Source organism: Micromonospora sp. SCSIO 07396, assembly GCF_053667945.1.
Map to the genome: position 1 here is coordinate 1,659,426 of NZ_CM132210.1, position 18,932 is coordinate 1,678,357.

At 71.6% G+C, this 18,932-nt stretch carries 16 protein-coding genes; 9 read left to right on the forward strand and 7 right to left on the reverse strand.

The features are described 5' to 3' along the window. The 3 genes from ACWCHM_RS07385 to ACWCHM_RS07395 all read right to left on the reverse strand — a co-directional run bounded on the left by ACWCHM_RS07385 (window position 1) and on the right by ACWCHM_RS07395 (window position 3,475). Window positions 1-978 (reverse strand): carbohydrate ABC transporter permease, encoded by a 978-nt coding sequence (locus ACWCHM_RS07385; RefSeq protein ID WP_454221830.1) that lies wholly within the window; start codon window positions 976-978, stop codon window positions 1-3. A 68-nt stretch (window positions 979-1,046) separates the two neighbouring features. After that, complete coding sequence (locus ACWCHM_RS07390) at window positions 1,047-2,351, reverse strand: ABC transporter substrate-binding protein (RefSeq protein WP_454221831.1); 1,305 nt, start codon at window positions 2,349-2,351, stop codon at window positions 1,047-1,049. A gap of 86 nt (window positions 2,352-2,437) precedes the next feature. Next, window positions 2,438-3,475: a LacI family DNA-binding transcriptional regulator gene (locus ACWCHM_RS07395; protein ID WP_454221832.1), complete on the reverse strand. Its 1,038-nt coding sequence runs from the start codon at window positions 3,473-3,475 to the stop codon at window positions 2,438-2,440. A gap of 620 nt (window positions 3,476-4,095) precedes the next feature. Between ACWCHM_RS07395 and ACWCHM_RS07400 the strand changes: the two genes are divergently transcribed. The 6 genes from ACWCHM_RS07400 to ACWCHM_RS07425 all read left to right on the forward strand — a co-directional run bounded on the left by ACWCHM_RS07400 (window position 4,096) and on the right by ACWCHM_RS07425 (window position 11,586). Further along, complete coding sequence (locus ACWCHM_RS07400) at window positions 4,096-6,123, forward strand: cellulose binding domain-containing protein (RefSeq protein ID WP_454221833.1); 2,028 nt, start codon at window positions 4,096-4,098, stop codon at window positions 6,121-6,123. Between the two features lie 358 nt (window positions 6,124-6,481). Further along, on the forward strand, window positions 6,482-7,336 hold the full coding sequence (locus tag ACWCHM_RS07405) for an ABC transporter permease (protein WP_281896170.1): 855 nt from the start codon (window positions 6,482-6,484) through the stop codon (window positions 7,334-7,336). Next, window positions 7,333-8,055 carry an ABC transporter ATP-binding protein gene (locus tag ACWCHM_RS07410; RefSeq protein ID WP_454221834.1) on the forward strand — a complete coding sequence of 241 codons (723 nt, stop codon included), beginning with the start codon at window positions 7,333-7,335 and terminating at the stop codon, window positions 8,053-8,055. Before ACWCHM_RS07405 ends, ACWCHM_RS07410 begins: the two co-directional genes overlap by 4 nt. 87 nt (window positions 8,056-8,142) lie before the next feature. After that, the gene (locus tag ACWCHM_RS07415) at window positions 8,143-9,156 is read left to right on the forward strand and encodes an ABC transporter substrate-binding protein (RefSeq protein ID WP_204961725.1); all 1,014 of its coding nucleotides are present in this window, start codon (window positions 8,143-8,145) and stop codon (window positions 9,154-9,156) included. Window positions 9,157-9,163: 7 nt separating this feature from the next. Continuing rightward, window positions 9,164-10,651: an MFS transporter gene (locus tag ACWCHM_RS07420; protein ID WP_454221835.1), complete on the forward strand. Its 1,488-nt coding sequence runs from the start codon at window positions 9,164-9,166 to the stop codon at window positions 10,649-10,651. 32 nt (window positions 10,652-10,683) lie between these two features. Next, window positions 10,684-11,586, forward strand: coding sequence for an ABC transporter substrate-binding protein (locus ACWCHM_RS07425; RefSeq protein WP_454221836.1), 903 nt, complete (start codon window positions 10,684-10,686; stop codon window positions 11,584-11,586). Window positions 11,587-11,674: 88 nt separating this feature from the next. On the opposite strand, the gene ACWCHM_RS07430 is transcribed toward ACWCHM_RS07425, so the two are convergent. Then, window positions 11,675-12,133, reverse strand: a complete 459-nt coding sequence (locus ACWCHM_RS07430; RefSeq protein ID WP_204961728.1) for a MarR family winged helix-turn-helix transcriptional regulator — start codon at window positions 12,131-12,133, stop codon at window positions 11,675-11,677. Between the two features lie 157 nt (window positions 12,134-12,290). On the opposite strand from ACWCHM_RS07430, the gene ACWCHM_RS07435 reads away from it, so the two are divergent. The 3 genes from ACWCHM_RS07435 to ACWCHM_RS07445 all read left to right on the forward strand — a co-directional run bounded on the left by ACWCHM_RS07435 (window position 12,291) and on the right by ACWCHM_RS07445 (window position 15,499). Continuing rightward, the gene (locus ACWCHM_RS07435) at window positions 12,291-13,670 is read left to right on the forward strand and encodes a DHA2 family efflux MFS transporter permease subunit (RefSeq protein ID WP_454221837.1); all 1,380 of its coding nucleotides are present in this window, start codon (window positions 12,291-12,293) and stop codon (window positions 13,668-13,670) included. 44 nt (window positions 13,671-13,714) lie between these two features. Then, window positions 13,715-14,278 carry an NADPH-dependent FMN reductase gene (locus ACWCHM_RS07440; RefSeq protein WP_454221838.1) on the forward strand — a complete coding sequence of 188 codons (564 nt, stop codon included), beginning with the start codon at window positions 13,715-13,717 and terminating at the stop codon, window positions 14,276-14,278. A gap of 180 nt (window positions 14,279-14,458) precedes the next feature. Next, the gene (locus ACWCHM_RS07445) at window positions 14,459-15,499 is read left to right on the forward strand and encodes an arabinan endo-1,5-alpha-L-arabinosidase (protein ID WP_454221839.1); all 1,041 of its coding nucleotides are present in this window, start codon (window positions 14,459-14,461) and stop codon (window positions 15,497-15,499) included. Between the two features lie 128 nt (window positions 15,500-15,627). Here the strand turns inward: ACWCHM_RS07445 and ACWCHM_RS07450 are convergent, their stop codons facing one another. From ACWCHM_RS07450 to ACWCHM_RS07460, 3 genes are read right to left on the reverse strand one after another with little or no spacing between them, the layout of a single operon-like run. After that, window positions 15,628-16,497, reverse strand: coding sequence for a sugar phosphate isomerase/epimerase family protein (locus tag ACWCHM_RS07450; protein ID WP_204961732.1), 870 nt, complete (start codon window positions 16,495-16,497; stop codon window positions 15,628-15,630). Window positions 16,498-16,502: 5 nt separating this feature from the next. Further along, window positions 16,503-17,543: a Gfo/Idh/MocA family protein gene (locus tag ACWCHM_RS07455; protein WP_281896186.1), complete on the reverse strand. Its 1,041-nt coding sequence runs from the start codon at window positions 17,541-17,543 to the stop codon at window positions 16,503-16,505. Further along, complete coding sequence (locus tag ACWCHM_RS07460; protein WP_454221840.1) at window positions 17,540-18,931, reverse strand: glycosyltransferase; 1,392 nt, start codon at window positions 18,929-18,931, stop codon at window positions 17,540-17,542. The genes ACWCHM_RS07455 and ACWCHM_RS07460 overlap by 4 nt, the downstream gene beginning before the upstream one ends. Window position 18,932: the final 1 nt, after the last annotated feature.

Below are 18,932 nucleotides of genomic sequence, written 5' to 3' on the forward strand. Positions count from 1 at the left end.
TCAACGCCCCCGTTCCCGGCGCTCGCTGCGGGCCTGCACGACGATGAAGGCCACGGCCACCACCACGATGATCGCCGTGAGCACCGTGGAGATCGCCGAGCCGTAGCCGACCTGGAGCTTCTTGAAGAACGTGTAGTAGGCGAAGTACGACGGCACGTTGGTGGCGTTCTCCGGGCCGCCCCGGGTGAGCGCGAAGATCGGCCCGAACACCTTCAGCGCGGCGATCGTGCAGGTCAGGGCCACCACGAAGGTCTCCGGCCGGATCTGCGGCAGGGTGATCGCCCGGAACCGGCGCAGCCAGTTCGCCCCGTCGACCTCGGCCGCCTCGTACAGCTCCGGGTCGACCCGCTGCAACGCCGCCATGAACACGACCACCGGGTAGCCGATCTGCACCCAGATCATCACCGCCATCACCGCCGGCAGCGCGGTGTCCGGGTCGCCCAGCCAGTCGTGGCGCAGCGCGCCGAGACCGACCGCGTCGAGGACACTGTTGAACGCGCCGTCGGGGCGCAGGATCCAGCCCCAGACGATGCCGGCCACCACCACGGGCAGCACCTGCGGCAGGTAGAACGCCGCCCGCAGGGCCGCCGCCGTCCGGGGCCGGAACCGACGCCCGACGACGTCGAAGAGCACCGAGGCGAGCAGCAGCCCGAGCAGGGTCGGCACCACCACCATCGCGACGATCATCGCCACGGTGTTGCGGAACGACGCCCAGAACACGTCGTCGTCCAGCAGCCGCCGGTAGTTGTCCAACCCGACGAAGGTGGGGTCGCCGACGCCCGACCAGCGGGTCAGCGACAGGTAGCCGGTGCCGACCAGCGGCACGCCGATGACCAGGACGAACAGCACCGCCCCGGGGAGCAGGTAGAGCCAGTACGCCGCGTCGCGGCCGTCGCGTCGGCGGCGGCGTGGGGACGCGGGGGAGGGGGTCGGGATCGCCGCCGGTGGGGTGCCGGCGGCGGTGTCGGGGACTGTCATGGAGGACCCTTCCCGGCGGGGGTGGGCGGGCGCGCCGGTGGTGCCGGTCGCGCCCGCCGCTCGCCGTGTCACTTGCCGGTGATCTCCTTGACGCCGTCGGCGTACGGCTTGGCGATCGTGTCGAGCACCTGGTCGGGGGACTTGGACCCGTTGATCAGCGCCTGGAACCCGCCGACCAGCACGTCGTAGTAGCCGGGCACCGGCCAGTCCGGGTAGAAGGCCAGGCCGTCCTGCTTGCTGACCGTGTTGAAGTCCTCGATCAGCTTGCGGTCCTTCGGGTCGGTGATCTTCGCGGGGTCACCGGCCACCGGGATACCGCCGTTGTTGCCGATCAGGTCCTGGATCTCCGGGCGCAGGGTGATGTCGATGAAGTCGTACGCCAGGCTCTTGGCCTTGCTGTTGGTCGGGACGACCCAGAGGTTGCCGGACGAGCCGGCGGTGAGGGTGTTGCCCGGGAACAGGAAGGTGTCCCAGTTGGCCTTCATCTCGGCCTTGAACCGGCCGTACCACCAGCTGCCCGAGACGATCATCGGGGTCTTGCCCGCGATGAACGCGGTGCCCATGTCCTCGGCCTTGAGGCTCGCCGAGTCCTTGGCGACGTAGCCCTTGCGCACCCACTCGGCGAAGGTCTCCGCGCCGTACTTGAGCGGGTCGGCCTTGAAGTCGACGGGGTTCTTGTAGAGCTGGTAGTTGTCGACGAACTGCCGGTCGGCCTTGGACAGGGCCAGCTGGTAGAACAGCTGCCCGGCCGGGTACTCGGCGCCGGCCATGCCCAGCGGGGTGATCTTCTTGCTGACGAAGGTGTCCATCGCGGCGGTCAACTCGGCCAGCGTGGTCGGCACCGTGACGCCATTGCGGTCGAACAGGTCCTTGTTGTAATAGACCGTGACGTACTCGCCGTAGTTCGGCACGCCGAACCAGTTGCCCGACCCCATCACGCCCTTGTCGCTGTACCGGGCGGTGGTCTGCAGGCTGGGGCTGAGCTTGCCGGCCCAGCCACGTTTGTCGGCCTCGTCGCTGAGGTCGGTGAGCAGGCCCTGGGACGACAGCAGGCCGGCCGTCGCATTGCCCTTGTTGTACTCCATGATGTCCGGACCCTCGGACGAGTTGATGATCATGCCGGCGTTCTGCTGGATCTGCTCGAACGCCTTGCGTTCGAAGCGCACCTCGACGCCCGGGTGTTCGGTCTTGAAGATCTCGATGGCCTTGGCCCAGCCGACCCCCATCGCGCTGTTCTCGCCCTCGTAGTGCCACAGCTTGAGGGTCTTGGCCCCGCTGTCGTCACCGCTGTCGTCGCCGCCGCACGCGGCCACGGTGGTCGTCGCGGTGGCCGCCAGGGCGATCGCGGCGACGATCCGGCGGAATCGCTGCATTGCTATCCTCCTCGTTGAGTATCGAGCCCGGTACTTCACTGGGTCCGTCGTCGCGTTGCCGCGCGGCGACGGGCCGTTTTACCTGGTCAACCCCCATCGGGGTGACGGCTTCGGGGTGCTGCGGTCGATCCCCGGATCTCCAACGCGCACGGCAGCAACTGTTGGTGGCGCTCGTCGCCGGCCCCGTCCAGGTGGCGTACCAGCGCCTCGATCGCGATCCGACCCAGCGCCGAGCCGGGCGACGTCATCGCGGTCAGCGCCGGGGTGGCCAGCTCGGCGACCTGCGGCGAGGTGACCATCGAGACCACCGACACGTCGTCGGGCACGCTCAGCCCCCGCGCGGTCAACTCGCCGAGGATGCCGAAGATCGCCGTCTCGTTCATGGCCAGCACCGCGGTCAGGCCCGGTGCCCGTGCGACGGCGGCTGCCAGCGCGGCCCGCCCGCCGGCGGCGCTGTCCTGCGCCGGGATCATGACCGGCTCCAGGCCGTGGTCGGTCATCGCCGTGACGAACGCGTCCCGGGTCCGCAGCGCCGGCCCGTAGCCGCTGGCCAGGGTCCCGGCCGAGTGGTTGACGTAGACGATCTGCCGGTGCCCCAGGCCGACCAGGTGCGCCACCGCCTCCCGCACGGTCTGCTCGAAGTCGATGTCGACGTAGGAGAGCGCGTCGGTGTCCCCGGTTCGCCCGATCAGCACCAGCGGCACCCCGGCCTGCTGGAGCGCGTCGACCCGTTCGTCGGCGAGTTGCACCTCCATCAGCACGACACCGTCGAACATCCGCTGGCTGGCCAGCCGGCGTAGCTCGTCGAGGTCGCCGCCCCCGCCGACGGGCGACAGCACCAGGTGGTAGCCGACGGCGCTGGCCGCCGCGGCGGCCCCGGTGACGAACGCCGCCTCGGTCGCGCCGAGCCCGCGCTCGTCCATCGGCAGCAGCAGGCCCAGGATCCGGCTGCGTCGGCTGGCCAGGCCCCGGGCCATCGCGTTGGGCTGGTAGTCGAGCTGGGCCATGGCGGCGAGCACCTTGGCCCGGGTGGCCTGTGAGATCGGCCGGGTCCCGGTGAGGACGTAGGACACGGTGCTGACCGAGACCTGCGCCAGGCGGGCGACGTCGTGCATGGTGGCCATCGCGCACCTCCCCGGGCAGCGTCGAACCGCACGGAAATGATCGTCGAAGCGGTTCGACGAAGCGGTTCGACAGACGCTAAGCCCCCTGTTACGGCGACGTCAATAGCCGATGTCGAACCGGCGTCGTCGCCGGTGGCGGGTGCCGCCCGCCGCCGACTACGACGCGGTGACGGTGGGTGCGCGGCGGGTCGGTGTTCCCGGCCCGGCGGGTGTCGGGCGGCCGCCGGCACCCGACCGGTTCGTCGCCCCGACCGCCGGAGGACGACGGTTCGCCGTCGCGCTTCCTCGCCGCCCCGAACCGCCGCCGGCATCAGCGTGATCGATCGGAAAGTTTCCTCTCTCACGCCGATAGTTTCCAGGAGCTGGGCTCCTCACAATTGACGAACATCCATGTCAAGCGTAGTGTCCGCTATGGAAATGTTTCTTGACGGGGTCCTTTGTCGGCTCCGTTTCCCCGCCGCGACGAAAACATCGCGACCCGGAAGGGCTCGTCGGGACGGGGGCGGATCCCGCCCCACCCGGGCGGCGGTCGCCCCGGTGCCGGCGCCGGTGTCGGTATCGGTGTTCGAGCGGCGGCGGTCGTCCGGGCGGCACCCAATCCATTCCCGAGAAGGGTCCCCATGAAGAACAGACGCCTCGCGATCTGGGCAACGATCGCTCTCCTCGCCGTCGGCGGTGTCGCGACGGGCGCGGTGGTGGCACCGGTCCACGGTGCGACCGCGGCGGCCGCGAACGGCTCGTCAGGTGCGGCCGCCGGCGGCTGCGTCGCCGACCCCGCCCTGCGCGGCGCGACGAAGAGCACGCTCTACACCGTCACGGCGGACGCCAACCCGCTGTTCGTCGAGAAGATGACCAAGTACGCCCCGGAGATGCAGGTGCACTACGCGCACTGCTCAATGGCGGCGGCAGGGACCGCCCAGTTCTCGGTCACCGTCGCCGAGAGCTTCAGTTCGTACACCGTCAGCCCCAAGAGCCGGAAACTCGCCGTCGCCCGCAGCGGCAACACGATCAGCTTCACCAGCGGCCCCAACTACCTGATCGTCCAGTTCGACGCCAAGGAGCTGCTGTTCGTCCTGATCGACGCGCCCGAGGCGGACGCGCCGCAGGTGGGTGACGCCGACGTCAAGAACCTGGCCGACTACGGCGTCGACAACACCGGGGGAACGCTGGTCACCTCCAAGATCCAGAGCGCCATCAACGCCGCGTCCGGGGCCACCCGGAACATCCTGTACGTGCCGCCGGGCCGTTATCAGGTCGGTGAGCTGTGGATGAAGAGCAACATGACCCTCTACCTGGCCGCCGGCGCCGTCCTCTACGGCTCGAACCAGAAGGCGGACTTCAACACCGGCAGCGGCGGGGTGAACATCGAGGGCATGCAGCACGCCTCGCTGCGGATGTACCAGGTGCGCAACGCGAAACTGCTGGGCCGTGGGGTCATCGACGGCAACGGCAAGTACCTGCGGGCCCAGGGCATCAACCTGGCCGTGCTGAAGATCGAGGAGAGCTCCGACATCCTGGTCGACGGCGTCACCGTCCGCGACTCCAGCTACTGGAACACCCTCGTCTACCGCAGCGACCGGGTCACCATCAGGAACTACAAGCTGATCAACTGCCGGCCGAACTCGGGGTACAACAACACCGACGGGGTGGACTTCGACGAGTCGACCAACAGCCTGCTGTCGAACGCGTTCCTCTACACCGGCGACGACAACATGGCGACCAAGAACGAGTTCGCCAGTGGCATCGTCAACACCAGGAACGTCGTCCACGAGCACGTCGTCTGCTACAGCAACTCCGCCTGCGCGAAGATCGGCACCAAGACCGAGGGCACGTCGATGGACGGGATCGTCTTCCGCGACATCGACGTGGTGAAGGCGGGGCGCTCGATGGTGATCGACGCCGTCGACACCGCCGTCGTGTCCAACACCCGGTGGGAGGACGTCCGGGTCGAACAGACCGACAGTCTGATCGATCTCCAGGAGGACCGGCCGCCGTCCTGGCGGACGGTGAAGAACACCTCGACTATCCGCAACGCCTACTTCACCAACGTCTCCTCGGACGTGAAGAAGGTCGTCAACCTGCACGGACGCTCCTCGACGGTCAACATCAGCGGGGTGCACTTCACCAACTTCACCGTCCAGGGTCGACCGGTCACCAGCCAGACCGACTCGGACGCGAGCTGGAACATCAACTCCTACGTCTCGAACATCACCTTCACCACCACGCCGCCGACCACCCCGCCGCCGACCACCCCGCCCCCCACCACGCCGCCGCCCACCACGCCGCCGCCGACCACGCCCCCGCCCACCACGCCGCCGCCGGGCCAGTCCGGTGACTGTGCGGTGGGCTACACGATGAACTCCTGGAACGACGGGTTCACCGCCAGCATCCGCATCACCAACCTCGGCACGTCGGCGATCGACGGGTGGACCCTGGCCTTCACCCTGCCCGCCGGGCAGACGCTCACCAACGGCTGGAACGCCACCTACACCGGCACCAGCGGCCAGGTCTCCGCCCGCAACGTCTCGTACAACGGGACGCTGGCGGCCGGTGGCTCCACCGAGATCGGCTTCCAGGCCACCCACACCGGCAACACCGCCCGGCCCGCCTCCTTCACCCTCAACGGGGTCAGCTGCGTCGTCTCCTGACCCGACCGTCACACCGGCCGGTGTGACCGCCTCCCCTCGGAGCCGCGGTCACACCGGCCGTCCATGTGTGCACGCGGGTCCCGTGGTCCATCCGCCCGCCCGCCCTCCCGTCCGGCCCGGTCCTCCCGGCGGACGGCCCGACCGGAGGCTCGACCCGGGACGCCTCCGGTCGGCGACGGTTACCCGTTGCGCTCGGTCGACTACCCCACAAGGCGTATCCCGTCAGGTGAGAAGGTCATTGCAAGCCTACTAATCCTATCGGCAGGATAGGAAATGAACGGGCTGGCATTGTCGTGCTGGTCACCGGTCTGCCGGCGTCGAGAACGACGCGGCCCATGTACCGAAGGATGGGATGTCGATGACCGTCACGCACCCCGTCGGCGTCGAGGAGGTCGTGCTCGGCGGCGGGCGGTCACCCGCACCGCCGGACCGTCCACCCGTCACCGGCGTCGCCGCGCGCCTCACCCGGCCCCTGCCCGCGCTGCTGCTCGTCGGCCTGCTCGCGGCCGGCTGGCAGCTCATGGCACACACCGCCGGCAGCGCCCTGATCCCCGGCCTCGGCGCGGTCGCCCGCAACCTGGCCGACATCACCACCAGCGGCGCGCTGGCGGAGAACGTCCGGGTCACCCTCACCCGCGTCGTGCTCGGCTTCGCGGCGGCCTTCGTCGTCTCCGTCGCCGCCGGCATCGCGATGGGCCGCAGCGAATGGCTGCGCCGTTTCCTGGAGCCCGCCGTGCTCATCGGACTGGCCACCCCCGGCCTGGTCAAAGCCCTGCTGTGCGTCATCTGGTTCGGGGTGAGCCTGCTCAACCCCGTCCTCACCGTCGCACTCGCGGCGGCCCCCGCACTGACCATCAACGTCGCGCAGGGCGTCCGGTCGGTCGACCCGGCGCTGAGCGAGATGGCCCACGTCTACCGGTTCGACGCGCTGACCCGACTGCGCTACGTATGGCTGCCCGCCATCGTCCCCGACCTGTTCACCGGGGCACGCCTGGGCATCGCGATGGCCTGGAAGGTCATCGTGCTGGTGGAGATCTTCGGCCTCGCCGACGGCGTCGGCTACCAGCTCAACCTGGAGTTCTCCCAGCACAACGTGGCCGGCGTGCTCGCCTGGACCGTCGCCTTCGCCCTGGTCATGGCCGCCATCGAGTACGGGCTGCTACAGACCCTGGAACGCCGCTCGGTGCGCTGGCGGCGGGTGGCCCTGCGATGAGCGTCCGGATCAGCCTCGACGGCGTCGACAAGGCGTTCACCAGCCGGCGCACCGGCGAACGGCAACAGATCTTCCGCGACTTCTCCCTCACCCTCGCCCCCGACGAACTGGTCGCCGTGGTCGGCGGCTCCGGCACCGGCAAGACCACCCTGATGCACCTGATCGCCGGCCTGGAACGCCCCGACGCGGGCATCGTCTCCACCGGCGACGGGCGGCCCCGCCTCGGCATGGTGTTCCAGCAGCCCCGGCTGCTCGACTGGACCTCCGTCGAGACCAACGTGCGGCTCGCCGCGACGGCGGCCGGGGTCGACCCCGCCGAGGTCGCCCCGATCCTCGACGCCGTCGGCCTGACCGAGTACGCCCGGTCGTACCCGTCGGTGCTCTCCGGTGGGCAACGTCAACGCGTCGCCGTGGCCCGCGCGTTCGTCGTCCGCCCCGAGGTGCTGCTGCTCGACGAGCCGTTCAGCGCGCTGGACGAGCTGACCGCCCGCCGCCTGCGGCTGCTGCTGCAACAGCTCTGGCTGCGCACCCCGCGCACCGGCCTGCTGGTCACCCACAACGCGCTGGAGGCCGCGTTCCTCGCCGACCGGGTGGTGGTGCTCGGCGGACGCCCCGCCGAGGTGGTCGGGGAGTACCGCATCGACCGCCCGCGCCCCCGCAGCCCCGAGGACCCCGACCTGTTCGACGTGCACCGCCGCATCGTCGCCGCCCTCACCTGAACCCGCCCCACCCCTCGGCGTGGCCACCGGCCCGCCACCCTCACCCCGCGAGCCGGGGCACCCCTGAACCACCTGGAAGGAACCCCCGTGTCCACGACACCCCTCACTCGACGATCCCTGCTGCGCGCCGCCGGGCTTGTCGCCGGCGGCGCCGGCGCGGCCACCCTGCTGAGCGCCTGCGGCACCGACGAGCCGGCCGCCGCCGGCACCCGCAGCGCCAAGGTACAGCCCCGCAGCCCCGGCACGGCGGGGGCGATCCGCGACTCCGTGGCCGAGCAGTTCGGCCTGGAGGCCAAACACGGGCTCCGCCTCGACCGCAAGGCCGGCGGCGGTCCGGGCGCGGGACAGGAGCAGCTGCTCACCGGCGTGCTCGACATCTACGCCTTCGGCCCGCTGGGCGCGACCGAGGTCAACACCAGCGGCCACGACGTGGTCATCGTCGGACCGTCCCTGTGGAACCACGGCCGCTGGATCGTCCCCGCCGACAGTCCCTACCAGAGCATCGCCGACCTGAAGGGCAGGAAGGTCGGCGTACAGCCACCCAGCAGCGACACCTACCGGGCGGCGGCGCTCGCCGCAGCCGTCAACGGCATCCGCTTCGACCGGGAGTTCAAGCTGTTCACCGGGCAGCCCATCGCCAACCTCGCGCTGTACGAACGCGGCGACCTCGACGCGATCATCGCCATCGAACCCAACGCCACCCGCCTGGTCGGCTCCGGCAACCGGCAGCTCGCCTCCGTCGACGAGCTGTGGCGTAAGGGCACCGGCGAGCGCAGCCCGCTGTTCCTCAACGGCACCGCCGTCCGCCGCGACTGGCTGGCCGCCCACCGGGAGACCGCCAGGGCGTACGTCGACTTCACCCTGGAAGCGTGGCAACTGATCAAACAGGACCCCACCCTGATCGGGAGGTACCACGCCGACTACGGCGTCCCCGCCACCGAGAAGAAGGCCATCGAACTACTGCCGGAACGGCTCGCCCCCGTCTACGCCGACGTGTGGGACGACACCGTCTTCGCCAACCTGGAGAAGCAGATCGACCTGGCCGTCGAGGTCGGCGTGCTGAAGAAGCGGGCCGCCAAGCCGGTGTACGAGAAGCTCTGAGCCGGCGATGTCCCTGCCCCGGCGCCGCCGCGCCGCCCTGCTGGTGTGCTGCGGGACGCTGTTCCTCGGCGTCCTCGACGGCGCGGCGTTGAACCTGGCCCTGCCGTCGGTGCACCGCGAACTGCGGCTGAGCACGACCGAGTTGCAGTGGGTGGCGACCAGCAACGCGCTGGTGCGGGCCAGCCTCACCCTGCTCTGCGGTGCGGTCGCCGACCGGTACGGGCGGCGGCGGACGTTCCGGGTCGGGCTGCTGGTGTTCGCTGTGGGGTCGGTGCTGTGCGGGGCGGCCCCGCACGCGCCCGCCCTGATCGCCGCCCGGGGCGTGCAGGGCGTCGGGGGAGCGTTGATGGCCCCGCCCGCCCTCGCCCTCATCGCCAACCTGTTCCCCGACGCGGTACACCGCGGCCGGGCGCTGGGCACCTGGAGCGCGACGGCCGGGGTGTCGGCCGCCTGCGGACCCCTGGTCGGCGGGGTGCTGGTGCAGGCCGCCGGCTGGCGCAGCCTGTTCGCCGTGAGCGTCGGCGGCGCGGCGCTGCTGTACCTGGGCACCCGGCTGCTGCCGCCGGGCGTCGTCGACGGCCCACCCCGCCGCCTCGACGCGTTGGGCAACACGCTGGCCTCCCTGGTGCTGGTCGGCTTCACGTTCGCGCTGATCGACGGCCCGAGCCGGGGCTGGCTGACCGGGCCCGTCCTCGTCGCCGTGGCCGTGGCGGTGGCCGCCGCCGTCGGCTACCTGCCGGCCGCCCGCCGCCGCCCCGACCCGGTGCTCGACCCACGCCACCTGGCGATCCCCGCGCTGCGTGGCGCGGTGCTCACGGCGGTCGTGGCCTACCTGACGCTGGGCGGCTTCACCTTCGTCAACACGTTCTACCTGCAACAGGTACGCGGCTTCAGCCCGCTGGCCACCGGCCTGCTCACCCTGCCCACCACCCTCGGCACGCTGGTGCTGGCCAACGTCTCCGGCCGGATCGTGGGCCGGTACGGCGGCCGGCGGCCGGCCACCGTCGGGCACCTGGCGTTCGTGGCGTCGATGACCCTGCTCGCCCTGACCGTCACCGCCGACGCGGGCCTGGCCCCGCTGCTCGTCGGCTATCTCCTGCTCGGGGCGGGCATGGGCCTGGTCAACCCGCCGGCCACCAACACGGCCGTGAACAGCCTGCCCCGGGAGCGGGCCGGGGTGGCCAGCGCCATCACCAGCGCCTCCCGGCAGATCGGCACCAACCTCGGCGTCGCCGTCCTCGGCGCGGTGGTGGTCTCGGTGCTGGCCCTGACCGGCCAGCCGACCGACGACATCGCCCGGGTCGCCGCCGAGGCCGGCGACGACTTCACCACCGCCCTGCGCGTCGCGTACGCGCTGGTGGCGGTGACCGCCGCGTACTGCGCGTACGCGACGTGGCGGCTGTTCCGGCCGCCACCGGACCGGCCGGTGGGAGAGGAGGTGGTGGGGATCGAGGACGCGCCGACGGCACCACCGACCGCGACAACCGCCAGCTAACGCACAACAACGAAGCAGAAGGGACCACCCCGGTGACACTCAAGAAGGTCAGGAGCGTCCGCAGCGGCGCCATCTTCACCCTGCCGTACCTCGTCGGCCTGGAGCACGGCTACTTCGCCGAGGAGGGCATCGACCTGGAACTGGTCGCCCCCGGCTCGTACGACGCGGTGCTCAAGCCGATCGAGGAGCACGAGCTGGTCAGCTCGTTCGGCGGCATCTCCACGCCGTTCGAGAGCGGCGACGTCTCCCTCTACCGGGCCTGCGAGTGGGGGCAGATCCGCCGCTCCCACGACAGCGGACGCGGCGGCCAGATCATCGCCAAGCGGGCCTCCGTGGCCAGCCAGGCGATCTTCGTCCGGCCCGACTCCGGCATCAAGCATCCGCAGGCCCTGGCCGGCAGGACCGTCGGCGTCAACTTCCACCACGGCTCGCACTACCTGGCCATCCAGTCCCTGGAGGGTTTCCTGGACCCCGACGAGATCAAGGTGGTGCACGCCGGCGGGCCGGCCGAACGGTTCCGCAAACTGCGCGACGGCGAGATCGACGCGGTCGCGCTGATGGAGCCGTGGACCACCGCCGCCGAGAAGCTCGGTTACGTACTGATCACCGAGGCGTTCTACGTCGGCTCGGAGATCGCCAGCGCCGATGTCGACCCGGAAACCTTCGCCGCCGTCGACCGGGCCGTCCGCCGGGCGGTTGTGAAGATCAACGAGGACATCCGGCCGTACCTGCACCACTTCGTCGCCGAGGTGCCCGAGGACCTGGTGAAGCTGGAGCCGGCGGACTTCCGGCTGGGCCGGTTGCGCTACGTCGACCCGGAGCCGTACCCGGAGGCCGAGTTCGAGCGCACCTACCGGTGGATGGTGAAGTGGGGTCTCATCGCTCCCGAGTCGACGTTCACCTCGATCGTGGACAACCGGGTCGTCCCGGTCTGATCCGGGTGCTCGGCCGGCCCGGCCGACGGCGTCCGGGCCGGCCGAGCGTTGCCTGCTCGGCGCGGCCGGCCCGGCGATGGCCTGCCGGTCAGCTCGGCGGCAGGTCGACCAGGCGGTGCAGGAGGCGGCTGAGCCGGGCGCGTTCGGCCGGGGTGAGTCCGCTGAGCAGTTCGTCCTGGGCGGCGTCGACCAGGGCGTCCAGCTCCCGCATCCGGGCGGTCCCGGCGGCGGTGACGTGCACGACGTTGCGACGCCGGTCCGCCGGGTCCGGCTCGCGGCGCAGCAGTCCCTCGGCCTCCATCCCGTTGAGCGTGTCGACGGCGTCGCCCCGGTCGATGCCGAGCCGGCGGCACAGGTCCGCCTGGCTGGTGTCGCCGAACTCGTCGAGCGCGGCGAGGATGGCGTACCGCATCCGGTCGGCGGGACGGTCCAGGTGCCGGGTGACGACCCGGTTGGCGCGGGCCGCCGCGTGGTGGAGCAGCCAGCTGGTCAGCCGTCGGAGCCGGGCCGGCGGTGCCCCCGGTGCGAGTTCGGTCCGCTCTGTCACCCGCCCAGTGTACCCAAACGTTGGACCTCCAACGATTCTCTGATATCGTTGGAGGTCCAACAATATTGGGTCGGGGGTGGTGATGGCGGCAGCCGGCGGGAACGCGGACACGGCACCCGCACCGGGGCGGGTCCCCGCTACGGCGGCGCCTGTCCCGGTGTGGTGGATCGCGGCCGTCCTGGCCTCGGGCTCCGTACTGACCGGCCTCGACACCTCGCTGGTCAACGTGGGCATCGAGACCATCGGGCGCGACCTGGGCGCCTCGTTGACCGAGGCACAGTGGATCAGTAGCGGCTACCTGCTGGCACTCGCCGCGACACTGCCGGTCTGCGGCTGGCTCAGCCGGCGGATCGGGCCCGGTCGGCTCTGGCTCTGGTCGCTGGCCGGGTTCACGCTCACCTCCGCGGCGTGCGCGTTCGCCCGCAGTGCCGACATGCTCATCGTTACCCGGGTGCTCCAGGGGCTCACCGGCGGACTGCTCATCCCCGCCGGAATGGCCATCCTCGGCCAGGTCGCCGGCCGGGAGCGGATGGGTCGGGTCGTCGCCGTCGCCAGCGTCCCGTCGATCCTGGCCCCGGCCTTCGGACCGATCATCGGCGCCCTGCTCGTCGAGAACCTCTCCTGGCACTGGATGTTCCTGATCAACGTGCCGATCGGAATCGTCGGACTGCTGCTGGCCCTGCGGGTGGTTCCGCGCGGCGAGGCCGGTCATGCCGGCCGGCTCGACCTGCCGGCCCTGCTGCTGGTCGCCCTCGGGCTGCCGTTGCTCACCTACGCCGTCACCCGGGCGACGGACCGCGGCGGGCTGCTCGCGTCATCGGTGCTGGTGCCGCTGGGGGCCGCGCTGGTCGCGTTGGCGCTCTTCGTCCACCGGTCGTTGCGCGCCGACGAGCCGCTGATGGACCTCCGCCTGGCCAGGGACCCGGTCTACGCCGCCGCCGCGGGCACCATCGTCTTCTCCGGTGCCGCCCTGTTCGGCGGGCTGATCGTGATGCCGCTCTACTTCCAGCTCGGGATGGGCCGGGGCATCGTCGACACCGGGCTGTTGCTGATGGCGTTCAGCATCGGCGCCGCAGCGACGTTTCCCCTCGCCGGCCGGTTGGCAGACGAGCACGGTGGCGGCGTCGTGGCCCTGGTCGGCCTGGCGGTCGTCGTGGCCGGCACGGTGGCGATGGCGCTGCTGCCGGCCGACCCCGACCTGGTGCTCGTCGAGGCGCTCCAGGTCGTCCGGGGTGTCGGTCTGGCGCTGGCCGGCTCACCCGTCGTCGCCGCCGCGCTGGCCCGGGTGCGGCCCGACCAGATGCCGGACGCCAGTTCGCAGGTGAACACCCTGTCCCGGGTCGGCGGCGCGCTCGGCAGCGCGCTGTGCGCGGTGGTGCTCTCCGGCGCGCTGGCCGACGCCGGCTCCGACGCCGAGGTCGCCGCGGCCTTCCGGGTCACCTTCCGGTGGCTGACCGGGATGGCACTGGTCGCCCTCGCCCTGGCCGCCCGGCTGCACCGGGCGCAACGACACGCCCGACGCGCGCAGGCCCGGTGACCGGGACACCACCCGGCACATCCCACCGATCAGGAGGTCATCTCATGCGTACCGCCATCATCATCGGCAGCACCCGCCCGGGACGACGGGGCGCGGCGGTGGCCCGCTGGGTCCACCGGCTGGCCGCCGAGCGGGGCGACGCGGTCTACGAGGTCGTCGACCTGGCCGACCACGACCTGCCGCACCTCGACGAGTCGGTGCCGGCAGCCATGGGCCCCGAGCACTACACCGCCGCGCACACCCGCCGCTGGGCCGAGACCGTCGCGTCGTACGACGGGTACGTCTTCGTCACCCCGGAGTACAACCACTCCTATCCCGGCGTGCTGAAGAACGCGATCGACTATCTCTACGCCGAGTGGCACGACAAGTCGGCGGGATTCGTGGGGTACGGCCTCAACGGCGGCGTCCGGGCCGTCGAGCACCTGCGGCTGGTGCTGGCCGAAGTGCACGTCGCCGACGTCCGCGACCAGGTCGGCCTGCACTGCTTCACCGAGATCGACGCGGATGGCGAGGTGCGGCCCGCCGGGAACCAGGTGGAGGTCCTGCACCGGATGCTCGACCAGGTGGTGGCCTGGGGCGGCGCCCTGGCCACCCTGCGCCAGCGGTGACCGGCACCGGCCCGGCCATGTCCATTTCGTTGACGCTCGTCGATGTTTAGGTTAACTTTCCAGGGAACGTCGAGGTGACATCCTCGACGGTGTTCCGCCCCGGTCGGGCCGGCCACAGCGGACGCCCCGACCGGCACGGCCTGCGAGCGGGCCGCCCGACGCCCGACCCAGGGAACCGTCATGACCACTACGCTCCGCGCCGTACCCCCGGCACCCGTCCGCCGCCTGGTGTTGATCGCCCTGTCGACGGTGCTGGTGGGCGCCGGCATCGCCACCGGATCACCGTCGGCCTCGACCGCCGCGCCCCGGGTGGCGGCCACCCCCACCACCCCACCCGCCGCCTACCCCGGACCGGGTCGGGTCACCGGGGACGTCGGGGTGCACGACCCGACGATCGTGATCCGCCCCGGCGGCGGCTACCTGGTCGCGCACACCGGCACCAACATCGCGCTCAAGACCTCCACCGACCGGACCGCGTTCCGCAACGCCGGCACGGTCTTCCCCAACGGCGCACCCTGGACCACCACGTACACCGGCGGCAGCAGTAACCTGTGGGCACCGGACCTGACCTACCGCGACGGTCGGTACTGGCTGTACTACTCCGCCTCCACGTTCGGCTCCAACCGGTCGGCGATCTTCCTGGCCACCAGCACCACCGGCGCCTCGGGCAGCTGGACCAACCAGGGTCTGGTGATCGAGTCCCGCACGTCCGACACCTTCAACGCCATCGACCCGAACCTGGTCGTCGACGCCACCGGCAGGTGGTGGCTCAGCTTCGGGTCGTTCTGGTCCGGCATCAAGATGGTGGCGCTGAACCCGGCCACCGGCAAACGCTCCGACACGACCATCCTCAGCATCGCCGGGCGCAACGGCGGCGCCATCGAGGCCCCGGTGATCGTCAGGCACGGCAACCATTACTACCTGTGGGTGTCGTTCGACAGGTGCTGCCAGGGTGCGGCGAGCACCTACCGGGTCATGGTGGGCAGGTCGACCTCGGTCACCGGGCCGTACGTCGACCGCAACGGGGTGGCGATGACCGCCGGCGGTGGCACCCAGGTGCTCGCCGGGCACGGCAGCATCCACGGACCCGGGCACCAGGCGGTGTTCACCGACACCGACGCCGAGGTGCTCGTCTACCACTACTACGCCGACAACGGCACGTCGTTGCTCGGCATCAACCTGCTCGGCTACGACACCGCCGGCTGGCCGTTCGTCTACTGACCGGACGGGCGGCGATCCGGCGCTCCCTCCGGCGCGCGGAGGCCACGCCGTCCGCCGGGCGACCCGACCCGGCGACGACACCCCAGGCCCCCGGAGGGCGGGGCCGCAGGTCGTCGCCGGGCCGGGGCTCAGTCCCGGTCGGCGGCCACCAACCGCAGGGTGTCCTCCAGGTACCGGCGGCCGGCAACGAGCCGTGGATGCGGATCACCGTCGCCGCAGTACTCCACGCAGATGTCGGTCACCGCCGGCATCTGCGCCAGCCGGGCCAGCCACCGGTAGTTGTCGACGACGCCGGCGGCGGCATCCACGGTGAAGTCGGTGACACCGTCGCGGATCAGGCAGTTCTTCAGATGGAAGAAGGCCACCCGGTCGGCCACCAGGTCGATGACCGCGGGATCCCGGTCGTCGGCACCGAGGGCGGCGGCGTTGGCGGGATCGAGGGTGACGACCAGGTTGTCGTGTCCGGCGAGGTCGAGGAGGTGTGCGGTGGCGGCCACCGTGTCGTGGACCGTGTTGGGGTGCACCTCCACCGCCACGCGTACGCCCCGCTCGGCGGCATGCGCGGCCACCCGGTGGTAGCAGTCGGCGACCCACCCGCGCTGCACGTCGGACGCCAACGCGCTGCCGTTGCCCGCCCAGTCACGGTCCCAGTCCGTCCCGTCGCGCACCAGCCACCCGCCGGCGCCGTTGACGAGCGTGATGCCGTTGTCCGCGCAGGCGTCGACGACCAGACACGCCTTCTCCACCCACATGGCGCGTTCCCGCTCGTCGGCGGCGGTGAAGACGGCCCAGTAGTCGGCGCAGAACACCTCCACGCCGTACCGGCGACCGATCCGTACGGCGGTGGCGATGCCGGTGCGGATGTTGTCGGCATCGAACTCCGGGTCGAAGTGCCACGAGGACAGTTCGATCGCCGGCCATCCGTCGGCGGCGGCGACCCGCAGCACGTGCTCCAGCGGATAGTCGCGCAGTGCGTAGCTGTGCAGGACCGGACGCACGCCACTCACCTGACCTCGGCCAGCGGCACGCCACCGGACAGCCGGACATCGGCGGCACCCGCCCCGGCAGCGGCAGTGTCCGCGATCGCGTACAGGATCTCCAGGTCGCGTAGCCCACGTTCCAGGCACACGTCCCCGGGCACCGGCTCGCCGGCCGCGCACCGGGCGAGCAACTCGTACTGGCTGCGGTACGGATCGCTCGGCGTCAACCGGGCGGCCGGGTGCCAACCCGAGGCGTCGCACCTGTTCAACGCGCCGGTGCCGTCCATCTGCCAGGCCCCTGTGACCTGGATGATGCCGCCGTCACCGACGACCGTGTAGCTCGCCACCTCGGCGGAGGCGGGCTGCTCGTGGAACGTGGCAGCAGTCTCGAAATGCAGGTAACGGCGGTCGTCGAACCAGAGGGTGGCCTGCGCGTAGAGGTCCGTGCGGGTCGGGTCGCCCACCGGCCAGGCGGTGGCCTGGCAGCGCACCGGGTCGGCGCCGAAGATGTCGATCGCGGTGAGGACGGGGTAGATGCCGAGGTCGGCCAGGCAGCCCAGGCCGCTCTCGGCCGGTCTGCTGCGCCAGTCGTCCTTGCGCCAGCCCAGGCGGGCCGCGACCATCGTCTGCGGCGTGCCGATGGCACCCGCCCGCACCAGGCGGCGTGCCTCCTGGTTGTAGACGTTGTGTTTCGACATGTAGCCGACGATGGCGGGCAGCCCGGCGGCGGTGGCGGCGGCGACGATGTTCCGTCCGGACGCGACGGTGTGCGCCAACGGCTTGTCCACCACGACGGCGAGGCCGCGCCGTAGGGCCCCGACGGCGAAACGTTCGTGCAGGTGGTTGGGGGTGGCCACGTGCACGGCGTCCATGGCGACGGCGAAGAACGCCTCCTCGTCGGTGGTGAACAGGGCGTCCGGGCAGTCCCGACGCGCCATCTCGAGGGCCTGCGGGTCCGGGTCGAGCACGGCGGCGAGGCAGCCACCGGGCATGTCGCGCAGGGCCGGGATCAGCGAATGTCGGGTGAGGAAGCCCGCTCCGACGATACCGACGCGGTAGCTCATGGCGTACTCCAATCGAGGGGTGGGGCGACCGCCGGCTGCCGGGCGCCATAGAGGAAGGACGGTCCGTGGTCGAGGCTGCCCGCGACGTTCCCGGCCAGGTGGCCGATCAGGGCGTCCAGGCCGTCACGCAGGCCAGCCCAGTCCCTGCCGGCCAACGGCGGAAGGTCGGGGCGTGGCCGCCGTCGTGCCGTGCCGGCACCCGCGTGCCAGCGCCGCAGCGCCCTGCCCAGGGCGTGGGTGCCGGCACGTACCCGGTCGGCGTCCGCGCCGAACATCGCCGTCGCCACCTCCGGCTCCGCGCCGATCGCGTGCAGCATGCGGTAGCCCAGGCGCAGCTCGGCCGGGTTGATGAGGAATCCGGCGTACGGGCCCCAGTCGGTGCTCCGCTGCTCCTCCCACCCGTCGTCCCGCCAGGAGAGCGCGTGGACCCCGGGGCGGATCGCACCGGCCTCGGTCAGGGCGTGAGCCAGCCAGGCGTGGTCGTACCCCCAGGCGAACTGCTGGCGACGGGTCGCGCCGGGGGTCCGGCGCGCCTCGTCGACGACCTCGGCGGCCGGCACCGTCCACAGCTCACCCAGGCGGGACAGCACCGCCATCGCGAGCATGTCCTCGGTGCTGCCGTAGGGGGTGCCCTCGTAGAACAGCGGCCCCCGGTGGCGGACCCACCACAGCACCGGGTCCTGCCGCACGAGCAACCCGACCGTGCGGCCGGTGACCAGGCTGCCGTGGGAGGTGACCGACAGCAGGTCGTACCCGTCGCGGTTGAGCGCGCCGGGCAGCCGCCGCGCCGCGGTGGCGGGGGGCGACGCCGGCCGACGCCGACGCCAGTCGTCGAGGCTCGGTACCGGAACGACCCGGGGGCAGGCGGCCACGGCGCGCGGGCTCGCGTCCAGGACGGCCCGGAGCCGGTCCAGCGAGTCGGACGCCAGGGCGGTGTCGTCATCCAGGAAGAGCAGCATCCGGCGGCGTAGCACCGCCCCGTCCGGGTGCGCGAGCAGCGCCAGGCCCGCGTTGCGTGCCTGCGCCGCCGTGTAGCGCGTCCCCGGCGACCGGGGCGCGGCCACGATCCGGTGATCGCAGCCGGTCGCCCGTAGCAACTCGCCGACGACCCGGGCGTCCGATCCGGACAGGCCGTTGTCGACGACCAGCACGACGGCGTCCGGTGCGGCGGCGAGGACGGTGTGCAGACACAGCGACAGGCTCCCGGTACGCCCACCGCCCGGCGGGCTGTAGGTGGGGATGAGCACGGTCACGCCGCGAGTCGGTCCGTCGCCGTCGAACGACCGGGGCGCTGCGGGCTCCGCACCCGGGGCGAGCAGGGCGAGATATCCCGAGGAGGCCACCCGCGTCGTCGGCGCGACGTTCGGCGGCACTGTGGTCGTCGGCATC

Coding starts and splice junctions, on each gene's coding strand:
- ACWCHM_RS07400 (WP_454221833.1), top strand. CDS start 4,096: ATGAAGAACAGACGCCTCGCGATCTGGGCAACGATCGCTCTCCTCGCC.
- ACWCHM_RS07420 (WP_454221835.1), top strand. CDS start 9,164: ATGTCCCTGCCCCGGCGCCGCCGCGCCGCCCTGCTGGTGTGCTGCGGG.
- ACWCHM_RS07395 (WP_454221832.1), bottom strand. CDS start 3,475: ATGGCCACCATGCACGACGTCGCCCGCCTGGCGCAGGTCTCGGTCAGC.
- ACWCHM_RS07385 (WP_454221830.1), bottom strand. CDS start 978: ATGACAGTCCCCGACACCGCCGCCGGCACCCCACCGGCGGCGATCCCG.
- ACWCHM_RS07390 (WP_454221831.1), bottom strand. CDS start 2,351: ATGCAGCGATTCCGCCGGATCGTCGCCGCGATCGCCCTGGCGGCCACC.
- ACWCHM_RS07455 (WP_281896186.1), bottom strand. CDS start 17,543: ATGAGCTACCGCGTCGGTATCGTCGGAGCGGGCTTCCTCACCCGACAT.
- ACWCHM_RS07445 (WP_454221839.1), top strand. CDS start 14,459: ATGACCACTACGCTCCGCGCCGTACCCCCGGCACCCGTCCGCCGCCTG.
- ACWCHM_RS07440 (WP_454221838.1), top strand. CDS start 13,715: ATGCGTACCGCCATCATCATCGGCAGCACCCGCCCGGGACGACGGGGC.
- ACWCHM_RS07410 (WP_454221834.1), top strand. CDS start 7,333: ATGAGCGTCCGGATCAGCCTCGACGGCGTCGACAAGGCGTTCACCAGC.
- ACWCHM_RS07460 (WP_454221840.1), bottom strand. CDS start 18,931: ATGCCGACGACCACAGTGCCGCCGAACGTCGCGCCGACGACGCGGGTG.
- ACWCHM_RS07405 (WP_281896170.1), top strand. CDS start 6,482: ATGACCGTCACGCACCCCGTCGGCGTCGAGGAGGTCGTGCTCGGCGGC.